This is a genomic window from Sphingomonas sp. PP-F2F-A104-K0414, from assembly GCF_004340945.1.
Lineage (GTDB): Bacteria > Pseudomonadota > Alphaproteobacteria > Sphingomonadales > Sphingomonadaceae > Sphingomonas.
Map to the genome: position 1 here is coordinate 575,994 of NZ_SLYD01000002.1, position 11,710 is coordinate 587,703.

Genomic DNA, 11,710 nt, shown 5'->3' on the forward strand with positions numbered 1-11,710 from the left:
GACCGGTGCGTTAGATTTCGGGCTGGGCGCGCATGTCATCGTCGCGGTGGGGATGGGAAACGCGCGTGCGCGGGATACCGTCGTGAAGCGTCGCGGTGGGAGCACCCAGAATCGTCAATCGCGCGCGTAGGCTCGCACGCAGGAAGATCGTCTCCGCCGCAAGAAAGCGCCGCGGCGTCGTGCCGAGGAATGTCCCAGAATCGCGCAGAAAGTGCGATGCATCGAAATAGCTGCTGTCGATCTTGGAATAATCGCCGAGCCCTTCGTCCCGGATCAAGCCGATGAACGATCGCAGGAACCGCGCACGGCGCAGCAACATCTTGGGTGGCATGCCAAAATACCGTGTCGCCACACGTCGCAGCTCGTGCGTCGGCACGCCTAAGCGATCGGCGACATCCTTCATCTCGATCACGCCATCGGTGATCGTCAGCGCGGTGAACGCGCGGATCAACGGCTCACGCGGATTCTGGACCGCGAACAGCGGCGCGAGCATGTCGTCGAGCAGCGGCTTGATCGACGCTTCGTCGTCAAGCACGTCGAGCCCCTCGCGCAGCCGCTCGACGAAGTCGGCCCCTAGTAGCGTGCTCGCCGGGACGATCCGATTGTGAAAATCGCTGGCATGCCGCTGCGTCATACGCGCCCAGCCGAGCGCACTGATACCAATCCCCACCGCGATTCCGCCATGCGTCACGGTGCGGAACGCACGACTGGTCGGTCCATAGAGACTGACGGGATCGAGCGGACCGAACCGATGATTGCCAAGCGATACGGTGATCGGGCCGGCATCGAGCACGATCGAGAGCATCGGCGGCGACGGCAGATACCAGTTGACCATCGCGTCGCGACTTTCGGCCGCATAGATCGCGTAGCCGGTGATGCATTCGGCAAGCGTCCGGTCGGGCGCGGCATAGCGGACGTGAAGCCCGGCCGGCATGTCCAACGCCGATGCGGACAGGCCCCGCGCCTGCGTTCCGCCGCCAAATTGTTCTGCCTTCATTCATCAGGCCTTAACATAGATTGTGGTGCCTTATCGTGCGCGGTTCGCACAGTGCAACGCGACTGGCAATTAAAACACGCGGATCAGGCACTTGCCGGTAAGATTTTGGATAAATCCGGCACTTCCCCACCTTCCATGAGATCATCAATGAAGGAGGATCACCATGACTTCAGCGCGGTAGATCCCCTCTATGCGGCAGGTGCGAAAGATTAGATACGCTATCGTTTCGATACTACCGCTTGCCCCTTCGCGATATCCCCGCCCCCACTGCTTGCATGTGCCGCCCTGACCTCGCCGTGCTGCCGCGGAAAAGGCTTTCCCGATGTAAAGCGCCGCGCTGCGCGACCAACCGGTTTAGAAGCCTGCGGCAGTGAGTTGCGATCGCAGGTTGAGCCGCTCGCGTTCGGAAATCGGCGGGAGTGCACGCGCGGACTTTCCCTTGCGCAGGCGTTCGCGGTCGGCCTCGCTCGGTTCGACGCGACGCACGCGCACGGCGGCGGGACCGGCGGACCGCACGCCCAGACCGGCCGCGGCACCGCGCGAAAGGTCGATGATCCGCGCACGGCCGACAAACGGACCGCGATCGTTGATCCGCACGATGATGCGTCGCCCGGTATCAAGCGCGGTCACCTCAACATAGGTCGGCAGCGGCAGCGTCGTATGCGCCGCCGTTATCCAATCCGCGCGAAAGCGTTCACCGCTTGCGGTCCGGTTGCCCGACTCCGTTCCGTACCAACTGGCATAGCCGAGCACGTCGTAGTGCGGGTCGACGACCGGCACATAGGTGGTGCCCTTGACGCGGTAAGCCGCGCCCAGCCGGACGGGGCTGTCGCTGACCGGTCGGAACGTACCGCCAGCGCATCCCGTCATCGCGAACGACAAGCCTGCAACGAACAGCGTGGATCTTGAAAGCTTCGGCATGTCGGATCCCGTCGGGTCGGCGCGTGTGGAACGGGGCGTGTGAACAGTACCGCGGCGGCGATGCGGTGCCCCGGCCATCAACGCCGCTGATAGAAGATATGCGAATCGACTGTCGCGACCTTGACGAGCGACGCGCGCCAATAGGGCACCATCCAGTCGGTATGATAGTGCGTTGCCCGACCGACGGGCGCGTAGACATACCCGCTCAGGGCGCGACGCGCAGCGCGTCTGGCCTGGTCCCAGCCGTCATGTTCGGGCCTGCGCACTTGCGAGCCATCGCAGGAGAACGAGAACTGGCACCCGGTCTTGCGGTTCGCGCCCTGGTACACGACGCCGCAGACGGTCTTGGGGAAGCCCGCCGCCCCGACGCGGTTGAGCACGACCTGGATCACGGCGCGCTGTCCGTCACGATCGTCACCGGCTTCGTACAGCGCCACGGTCGCGAGACATTCGGTCGCCTGTTCGCGTGCCGCAGGGCCACCTTTGAAACGAAACCGCGTCGCAGAACGACGCTTTTCCAGCGCAATCGGGACCAGCGCGTTGGACGCGCGGGCTTGCGCCATCGTCAAGCGCTGGGGGCGCCGCAGATCGATCGTCGCCGCGGGCCAGGGCAGGTCGGTCAACGTGCCGAAGATCGCCGCGGCCACCACCGCGACCCCGAGCAACAGCAGCCATTGTTCCGACGACGCGCCTTGCCGCAATCCCCGAGCCCGCAAGTGCGAGGATTGCGCGCGTCGCTTCGTCATCCCGTCCCTGTACCGGGGAAGAGAGTTCAGGCCAACGGGGAAGCCATGGAACGCCTGTCACCGCGCGAGACTCGGACGGGCTGCGCCCTTGCCGAGATTGTGTCCGATGATCTCGCGCGCAGCCGGCTAGGTCATCGGCGATGTCGCCATCCCACGCCGAGCCTAGCGTCTCGTCACCAGCATCGGTGTCACCGTTGCCGTTTGACGAGAATGGGCCGTTCACCGGCAATCGTCGCCCTGAAGCCGCCGAACCCCGACTGTTTGACGACGATCGCGGTGCCGGGCCGAGGCTGAAGCGTCAGGGGCTCGATCGTTTCCCAGACCGTGTTGTTAGCCAACTGCAACGAGTAGCGCGCATAACTTGAAGGCTTCACGCTTGCGATGGTCGTACGCACCTCGGTGACTTTCGTAAGCCGGTCCGCCTCACCGCCGCCCAGGGGGCTCTGCGCTGCATCGGCGAGCCCGAACCGCTGGCGTTTGCGCTCGATCACCTTGCCGCGGTCCAACGCCAAAAGGTTGCCGGATTTGCGCGCGCTGGCAATTTGTCCGGCCGCGCTATCGAAGCAGGCCAACCGCGCAGCGTCGGCGGCGATCACCTGGCAGTTTGCCAGCGTATCCAACGTCTTGGACGAATCCGACCCCGACTGCGCCCCAGATTGCGCCAGAGCCGGCCCTCCCGCGACGAGACCCATCGCCGCCAGTGCTGGAATAGAGAAGCGAATGACTTCAAAACGACGCATGTGACAACCCCTGCAAACGTGCATCGAGGGTTTATGTCCTCTCGATAGCCCTGGCGATATTATGTTGCGGTAATGTCACGCTAGCGACGCAAACGAAATTTCGAAAGGACCGAATCGATTATATCCGTTGCAGTGCGACACAATCGGCCGATAATTCACGTCATGACCGGAAATTCTCCGGAGCTAATGCACGGCCAAACGCCGGCACATTAAGGGGTTAATATGAAATCTGCTGCGCGCACTCACCTGCTTGCGACCACGCTGCTCATGGGAGCGGCCTCGCTCGCCACGCCGGCATTCGCGCAGGTCCAGGGTGACAATTCGGGCATCCGCGCCGGCGGCGCGACTGCAACCCAAGAGACGACCCCGGGCGCCAACGCGCAGGGCGAAGTCGGCATGACGACGTCGGAAGCTGCGCCGACCACCGAGAACAGCTCGGGCGACATCGTCGTCACCGGCTCGCTCATCAAGAACCCGGCGCTGATCGCTTCGTCGCCGGTCCAGGTGATCGGCCAGGAGGAAATCAAGCTCCGCCAGTCGAACACCGCGGAAGACATTCTGCGTACCCTGCCAGGCGCGGTTCCGAGCATCGGTTCGGCCGTGAACAACGGCAACGGGGGCGCATCGTTCGTCGATCTTCGCGGCCTCGGTTCGTTCCGTAACGTCGTCCTGATCGACGGCAACCGGATCGCGCCAGCGGGTCTTGTTGGCCGGGTCGATCTCAACAACATTCCGCTCGCGCTCGTCGAGCGCGTCGACACGCTGACCGGCGGTGCTGCCACCACCTACGGCGCCGACGCCGTGTCCGGTGTCGTTAACTTCATCACCCGGTCGGATTTCTCGGGTCTCGACGCATCGGTGTCGAACCAGATCACCGAGCGTGGCGATGGCGCGTATTTCCGCGGCGACATCACGATCGGCGCGAACTTCGACGACGGTCGCGGCAACGCGGTGTTCTCGGTCGGTTATCAGCAGTCCGACCCTGTTTATCAGGGTGATCGCAGCTATTCGATCAACAACATCGACTCGTTCAGCGGCGGGCTCAGCGGCTCGGGCACGACCGTTCCCTCGGTCTTCACGCTTGGTGGCCGTCGCCAGATCAACCCGACGACGGGTTCGCTGACGTCCACGGTGACCCCGTTCAACTTCAACCCGTACAACATCTTCCAGACGCCGTTCGAGCGTTTCAATATGTACGGCGCGGGTCATTACGACGTCTCGGACAACATCGAGGTTTACACCCGCGGCCTGTTCTCGAAGAACACCGTGCAGACGATCATCGCGCCGTCGGGCGTGTTCTCGTCGTCGGTCGTGATCCCGGTGTCCAATCCGTATCTGCCGGTCGGTGCACGTAACCAGTTCTGCGCCGCCACCGCAGCGTCGACGGCCGACTTCAATCCGTATCAGGCCGGCATCCAGTCGCTCAACGCAGCAAACTGCGCCGCAGCCGCTGGCGCAACGACGACGAGCGATCCCAACTATCGCGAATTCACGACGAACCTGTCGCGTCGTACGACCGAAGTCGGTCCGCGTATCTCGAACTTCCAGACGACCATCTTCGATTACCGCGCCGGCGTGAAGCTCGGCATCACCGACGGTATCAAGCTGGACGTTTCGGGCGGCTACGGCGAATCCGAGAACACGCAGACGCTCCAGGGCTACGTCCTGACGTCGCGCGTCCGGTCGGCGGTTTACGCTACCAACACCACGACCTGTCTGACGGGTGCGCCGAATGGCGCGGCGCTGGCAGCAGGCACGGGTTGCGTCCCGCTCAACGTATTCGGTGCCGACGGTTCGATCGCAGCGAACCAGATCCCGTACATCACGGGTGAGAGCACCACGACGGTTCGTACCTCGCTGGCACAGGCCCGTGCGGTTCTGAACGGCGACTTCGGCTTTGCATCGCCGTTCGCTACCGACTCGGTCGGGTTCGCTGCCGGTTCGGAGTATCGCAAGTATCGCGCTTCGCAGCGGTCGGACACGCTCGCCCAGACGGCGGGTGAGCTCGGTGGTGCCGGTGGCGCCGCACCGAACATCGACGGCGGCTACGAGGTGATCGAAGGCTTTGGCGAGCTTATCGCACCGCTGGTCCAGGATCGTCCGTTCTTCCAGAGCCTGACGCTCGAAGCCGGTGTGCGCTACTCGCACTACAAGGTGTTCTCGCCGCTCTCGCCGACCTTCAACACCACCACCTACAAGGGCGGCGGCAGCTGGGAGCCTTTCACCGGCCTGAAGATGCGCGGCACGTACCAGCGTGCGGTTCGTGCACCTAACATCAGCGAGCTGTTCTCGCCGGTGACAACGAACCTGACCAACCTCGCGACCGATCCTTGCGCTGGCGCCGCGCCGACGAGCAACGCTGACCTTCGCGCCGTCTGCCTTGCGCAGGGTGCACCGGCGAGCACCATCGGGCTCATCACCAACCCGACCGGTGGTCAGGCAAACGTGACGTCGGGCGGAAATCTCAACCTGCGCCCGGAAAAGTCGGACAGCTACACGGCAGGTCTCGTGATCCAGCCGACGCAGCTGATCCCCGGCTTCTCCGTCACGGTCGATTACTACAACATCAAGGTGAAGGGCGCAGTGTCGTCGTTCACCCCTGGCGACATCATCTCGTCGTGCTTCGCGGCCGTGTCGGCATCGAGCCCGACCAACCCTGCATGTCTCGCGATCGTTCGTAACCCGGTTACCGGCGGTCTCGACGGCGACGTTGCAACGACGCCAGGCCTGTTGTCGTCGATCTCGAACCTCGGCACGATCAAGACGGACGGTATTGATCTCGGGATCAATTATCGTCGCGACATCGGTTTTGCGAAGCTGGCGCTGTCGTTCCAGGGCAACTGGACGCATGACTCGAAGTTCCAGGCTGCTCCTGGTCTGATCAATCGCGAGTGCACCGGGTATTACTCGATCAACTGCGCATCGATCCAGCCAGAGTTCTACTGGAACACCCGTGCAACGCTGACCTTCGCTGACAATGTCGACGTTTCGGTTCTGTGGCGTCACATCGATGCCACGAAGCAGGAGCCCGATGACGTCGCAAACGGTAGCGGCCCGGCATATTCGGGTGCGTTCAACGGCGACACCGTCGATTTCGGTCGTATCGATGCGTATAACTACCTCGATCTCGCAACCCGGATCGGTGTGGCCGAGAACTTCGACTTCACCGTCACCGTCACGAACCTTCTCGACAAGCAGCCGCCGCTCGTCGGCTCGACCGTCGGGTCGACCAGCTACAACAGCGGCAACACCTATCCGTCGACGTACGACTCGCTGGGTCGTCGCTTCTCGATCGGTGCACGCCTGCACTTCTAGGATCCGCAAAGATCCGGTTTGGAGGGCGGCTCTTCGGAGCCGCCCTTTTTTTTGGGCGGACGCAAATTGGAGACAGGTTACTAAACATGGTCCGTGCGGGCACGGCCGTGCGACCACATTTGCCTACAGGAATATTGCCAAAGCACAGGCCGACGTTACCCCGGTGTCTCCCAGAGGCGACCGACGTCGTTTAGCAACCCGGCATGGCCAGCCGATCACACGCAGCCAAGCATGGCAGCGTCTAACGTGCGGTCTTGCGACCGCGCAAAAACCCAACGCGCGTTAGTTCGATGCTCCGCAGCGATACGCCGTGGAAGCGCCAATGCGGTCGATGCAGTCACGGCGAAGGGGTCTCGCGGCTCCGGCGCATTTACGGCGAGCCCATCTTCAGCGACCCGGTGTACTCCGCGCGATCATCCCAATAACGGCGCCGGCGGATCCAGCGCGACGCCGGCATTGCTGGCGACGGCCTGTGCCCAGGCCAGGACCTTGTCGATCTCGTCTGCATGGAGGGCCGCACCATCGCTGCGATCGCGATCGCGATCCGCGGCTTGATATGCCGTGCCGTCCTTGGCGTTGCGGCCGAAAGCCTTGCTGCGCGCCAACGAGTCGATCGTAGCGGCATCGGCCGACGCTCGGAACATCTCGCAGATCGACGCCAAGCACTCTCGTGGTGCAGCAAGGAGCGTTTCGCTCTGCAGCGATCGGACCCGCCCGGGAAATCGCACCGTCAGCCCTGCAAACAGATCGGCCTGCGCAATCCAGCCCACCGCAGCCACCTGAAGATCGGTCAGACGAAAATAGTCTTCCGCCGTAAAACCCAGATTGACGATCCCGTCGGCGCGTTGCTTGGCGAGCAGCTCACGAACCCATAGCCGTCCCCACATGCCTTTTCGCGCGATCGACGTGAGATAGCCGTGCAACGGCGCATAAAGCAGAATGGCGCGCGCATTGGGGCGCATCGCGAGCATGGCGGGAGCCAGCGCATTGACGACGTTGGATGGCTTTATCACCACCGCCTCACCTGGCACGAACGCGCGCGACAACAGCGTCAACGCAGTATCCAGCACGTCGCCGATACGCGCAGGATCGCCGCCGCGGTGCCGCCAGCCGACCAAGTCGTTCAGGATGACGGGCTCCTTCAGCGTCGAGGCGACCCCGACATGATCGAGCGCCTGCGCCAACAACGTCGAACAACAATAGGCGGAATGAAAGACGAAGTGGACCGGGTCGGCCCGCGCCACGGCGTCGCGCGCGATCCGTCGCGAGACGATCCAGGGCTGCGTTGCCGATGGCAGGTGCTCGTCGGTCAGGAACGTCGCCGCCGCCCGCACCGCCCGGTCCGCATCGATCAGGTGGACGGCGTCGTGACCCGGATCATATCGGTGTGCCAACCAGCGGGGATCGGCGATTTCGGCCGCGTCCGGCGCAGCGTTTCGGGCGGCAAGCAGGGGAAAATAGGGCGGGATGCTCATCGCAAGGGTGATCGCATATCGCAGGCGTCATCGCCACGGCGAAGACCGCCGCCAACCGGTCAATTTCCGATTGTATGCCGCTACAAAACGATCATGATGCGTGTTCGGAACTAGCCTGGGGGTAGGGCAATGATGAGGCGAACGATCATCGGTTTGGCGCTTTTGGGAATGACCGGCGCGGTTGCCGCACAACAGCCTGCGCCGACACAGGGTGCCAATGTCCCGCCCAAGGCCGAACGCAAAGTCTGCAAGCGCTCGGCGCCCGCGGGATCGTTGATCGAGACACGGCGCGAATGCCACACGCGCGAGGAATGGGGTCGGATCGCACAGGCTGCGCGCGCCAGCGGTCAGGATATCGTTGATCGCGCCGCCACCGGCGGTCAGCGTCAATAATACGCGCCGGCGATGACGACCAATAGCGCCGAACGGGCGCTGGAATCATTGCTGCGCGAGGCGGATCACGCGCAACGCGCTGGAGATCGCGCGCGCGCAAACACTGCGTTTCGCCAAATCTTGTCGGTTGCACCCGATCATCCTGTTGCCTTGAACGCGCTGGGGATGGCAGCGCTCGGCCACGACGATCGCGCCGCCGCGGCGTATTTCGTGCGCGCGGCGGATGCCGACCCGACTGCAGCGCCCCTCTGGATGAACCTGGCGAGCGCGCATCGCGGACTTGGCGATGCCGATGCGGAACGCGCCGCTTTGGAACGGGCGCTGGCGACGGATCAGCGCAACCTGATGGCCAACGTCCGGATCGCCGAGTTGTTCGAGCGGATCGGCGATACGTCGGCGGCGGCGTTTCGCTGGGGCGGGGTGGCGACAATCGCCAGATCGATACCTGATCGTGCACCAGCGCTCGACCAGTTGCTAACCCGCGCGATGGAGCGGATTGCGGTCCTGACCCAGGCCCTATCCGATGATGTCGACGTCGCGATGCAACCGCTGCGCAACACCGTTGATGCAGAACAGCGACGTCGGTTCGATGCATGCGTCGATGCCATGCTGGGCCGTCGCAGGATTTATGCCCCCGCCCCGCATGGGTTGCATTTCCCGTTCCTGCCGGCCGACGAGTTCTTCGCCCGCGAACATTTCGCCTGGCTCACCGATCTCGAAGCTGCAACGCCTGCGATCCTGGCGGAACTGGAAGCGCTGCTGTCGGCGCCGACGCCGGCATTCACGCCCTATGTCACCATCACGCCGGGTACACCCGCCAATCTATGGAGCGCGCTCGATCGTTCGGAGAAGTGGAGCGTCCAGTACCTCTGGCGCTACGGCGTACGCAACGATGCGGTCTGTGCACGCTGCCCACAGACCGCGGCAATTCTGGACACGCTCCCATTGTCGGATATCGCAGGACGCGCACCGACCGCTTTCTTCTCGATCCTGAAACCGGGAACACATTTGCCGCCGCATACCGGGGTCAGCAACATCCGCTCAATCGTCCATTTGCCCCTGATCGTACCCGACAAGTGCGGTTTTCGCGTTGGTGGCGAGACCCGCGAATGGCGCGTGGGCGAGGCGTTCGTCTTCGACGATACGATCGAGCACGAGGCGTGGAACGACAGCGATGAGATCCGCGCGGTCCTGATCGTCGACGTTTGGAACCCTTATCTTACCGACGATGAGCGGACGATGGTGCGTCATCTTTTCGAAGCGCTCGGATCCCGGTTGGGGGACAACAGCCAAATTTCCGATTGAGCGAGCGGGGATGGCGAATGTCTCCGCTCGCCATCCGGGCGTCCACCTAATCCGCTTGGCAAACTATCAATCAGCTGCTTCCTTTGCTCGGATGTTCGCCCAGATCGCTTGATGTTCCGCCTTAGCGTACATGTACCGCGCACGCGCGGGTGAATGGCCCGCCATTTCGTCCTGCAATTGAGGAAACATCGCATAGACCTGCCGCGCGCGCTCCTCGCGTTGCCGCTTCATGGTCGGCGTAGCGCCGTCGGACGCCAGCCCATAGTCCGGCGCCGATGGCACGACGCCCTGATACGCCGCAAACAGGCTGGAAGTCGATCCCGCCGCACCGTTGGGGCCCGTCACGATGAACTGAGCGGAAGACGCGCTTCCGCAAAATAACAGCCCAAGAATCATGATCGTCTTCATCACTGGTCTCCTCAGGCGATCAACGGACAAATCGATATTCGGTTTCGGTGCGTCCGTCGATGAAGACTGCACAATATAAGATCCGGTCTACACCAACGCATGCTCGAAATTATCCGGTTGTGAGAGACCTATGCCGGGGAATTGGTCCCTTATCCCGTACATCAGCCAGTATCGACAGCCGCGCCTTGATACGTATCGATCGCCTCGAAGATGTCGGTCAATGCCGCGCGCTCGTCGAGCGTCAACTCGGGACGCCAGACTTCGAACAACAACACGACGCGCGCCCCCTGGCCGCGATTCCAGGCCTCATGTTCGAATGAATCATCGAAGATCAGCATCTCGCCCTTGCGCCAGTGCCGAGTTTCGGCACCGACCCGCAGTCCGCACCCCTCGGGCGCGATCAGCGGGAGGTGACAGATAAGGCGCGTGTTGAGCATGCCATGATGCGGGCGAATATGCGTACCGGGCTTGAGCTGCGAGAAGATCGCCATTGGCGAACGTCCTGCGATCACCGGGATCGGCGCGTGCGCCAATGCTGCCATTGTCTGCGGGCACGCGGACGCGTTGGGTTCGACCGGCACGCCATTTTGCCACAGCTGGAATGCGCTCCAACTCGGATCGTCGAGCAACGGGTTCGCTGGCGCAGGACGGTCGGGCGTGGACTGCACATAGGGAACAAAGCCGCGGTCGGTTGCAAGTGCCCGGTCAAGCTCGCCACATATTGCGGCGGTCGCAGCCTCGATCCTCGCAACCCAGCCGAACTCCTCACGCTCGAAGAACGCGCGCTGCGCCAGCCCGGGAAAATAGAACATCGATGGCTGTTGCAGATAGAGTTCGGTCCGTCCCGCTAGAAGGTCGAGCGCCTGCTGCGTTCGCGGGCTGTGCCCCCCTCCCCCGCGACGCGTTCCGGCGAGGATCTGATCGAGATGCGCGGTGAACCGTTTTGCGACTTCTGCCAGGAAGCTTTCGCCGGTCCGCAACATCGGGACCAGCATCGGCGGGATCGCCGTCCCTGGTTGCGCCGCAACGTTGAGCGCGGTGCGGTAGAACGATTGCGCGGCGCGATCGTCGCCGCGCCGAACCTTGAGCGCGGCCATCGTCAACAGCGCGGCCAGATGACGAGGTTCGGTACCGAGAAACTTCACGAGCGCGTCATCCGCCTCGACGTCCCGTCCGAGCGCCTGCGCGGCTTGCGCAATCAGGAACCACGGTGCCGGAACCCCGGGCGCGCCATCCTTCAAGAGCAGCAAAGTGTCATACGCCCTTGCCGCATTACCGTTGCGGAGCGCCGCCATGCCCTCGCGAGCGAGGGTTTCGGCTTGGATCTTGGTCAGGGGCATGGCGGCTCGTTTTATGGTTGGCAGCACCGTAGCGGTTCGGTCGCGTGAGGACTATCGCGATCCGAACCGC

The 11,710-nt window shown here is 63.3% G+C and carries 10 protein-coding genes; 3 read left to right on the top strand and 7 right to left on the bottom strand.

Translation table 11 applies throughout. The features are described 5' to 3' along the window. Positions 1–10: 10 nt before the first annotated feature. From C8J46_RS06795 to C8J46_RS06810, 4 genes are all read right to left on the bottom strand, one after another. Positions 11–997 (bottom strand): helix-turn-helix domain-containing protein, encoded by a 987-nt coding sequence (locus C8J46_RS06795; RefSeq protein ID WP_132736561.1) that lies wholly within the window; start codon positions 995–997, stop codon positions 11–13. Positions 998–1,351: 354 nt separating this feature from the next. Then, complete coding sequence (locus C8J46_RS06800) at positions 1,352–1,918, bottom strand: septal ring lytic transglycosylase RlpA family protein (RefSeq protein WP_132736564.1); 567 nt, start codon at positions 1,916–1,918, stop codon at positions 1,352–1,354. Positions 1,919–1,995: 77 nt separating this feature from the next. Beyond that, complete coding sequence (locus tag C8J46_RS06805) at positions 1,996–2,664, bottom strand: cell wall hydrolase (protein WP_132736566.1); 669 nt, start codon at positions 2,662–2,664, stop codon at positions 1,996–1,998. 188 nt (positions 2,665–2,852) lie between these two features. Continuing rightward, on the bottom strand, positions 2,853–3,260 hold the full coding sequence (locus tag C8J46_RS06810; RefSeq protein WP_165886472.1) for a hypothetical protein: 408 nt from the start codon (positions 3,258–3,260) through the stop codon (positions 2,853–2,855). A gap of 366 nt (positions 3,261–3,626) precedes the next feature. Here C8J46_RS06810 and C8J46_RS06815 point away from each other — a divergent pair, with 366 nt between their 5' ends. Then, complete coding sequence (locus tag C8J46_RS06815) at positions 3,627–6,719, top strand: TonB-dependent receptor (protein WP_132736572.1); 3,093 nt, start codon at positions 3,627–3,629, stop codon at positions 6,717–6,719. Between the two features lie 413 nt (positions 6,720–7,132). Here C8J46_RS06815 and C8J46_RS06820 read toward each other — a convergent pair whose 3' ends face one another. Continuing rightward, positions 7,133–8,194 (bottom strand): hypothetical protein, encoded by a 1,062-nt coding sequence (locus C8J46_RS06820; protein WP_243643247.1) that lies wholly within the window; start codon positions 8,192–8,194, stop codon positions 7,133–7,135. Between the two features lie 132 nt (positions 8,195–8,326). Between C8J46_RS06820 and C8J46_RS06825 the strand changes: the two genes are divergently transcribed. Beyond that, positions 8,327–8,587 carry a hypothetical protein gene (locus C8J46_RS06825; protein WP_132736574.1) on the top strand — a complete coding sequence of 87 codons (261 nt, stop codon included), beginning with the start codon at positions 8,327–8,329 and terminating at the stop codon, positions 8,585–8,587. Positions 8,588–8,599: 12 nt separating this feature from the next. Further along, entirely contained in the window at positions 8,600–9,892 is a 1,293-nt protein-coding gene (locus C8J46_RS06830; protein WP_132736577.1) for an aspartyl/asparaginyl beta-hydroxylase domain-containing protein, read from the top strand. Positions 9,893–9,958: 66 nt separating this feature from the next. Here the strand turns inward: C8J46_RS06830 and C8J46_RS06835 are convergent, their stop codons facing one another. Beyond that, positions 9,959–10,303, bottom strand: a complete 345-nt coding sequence (locus C8J46_RS06835; RefSeq protein WP_132736580.1) for a hypothetical protein — start codon at positions 10,301–10,303, stop codon at positions 9,959–9,961. 158 nt (positions 10,304–10,461) lie between these two features. Further along, entirely contained in the window at positions 10,462–11,640 is a 1,179-nt protein-coding gene (locus C8J46_RS06840) for an aspartyl/asparaginyl beta-hydroxylase domain-containing protein (RefSeq protein WP_132736583.1), read from the bottom strand. Between the last annotated feature and the right edge of the window lie 70 nt (positions 11,641–11,710).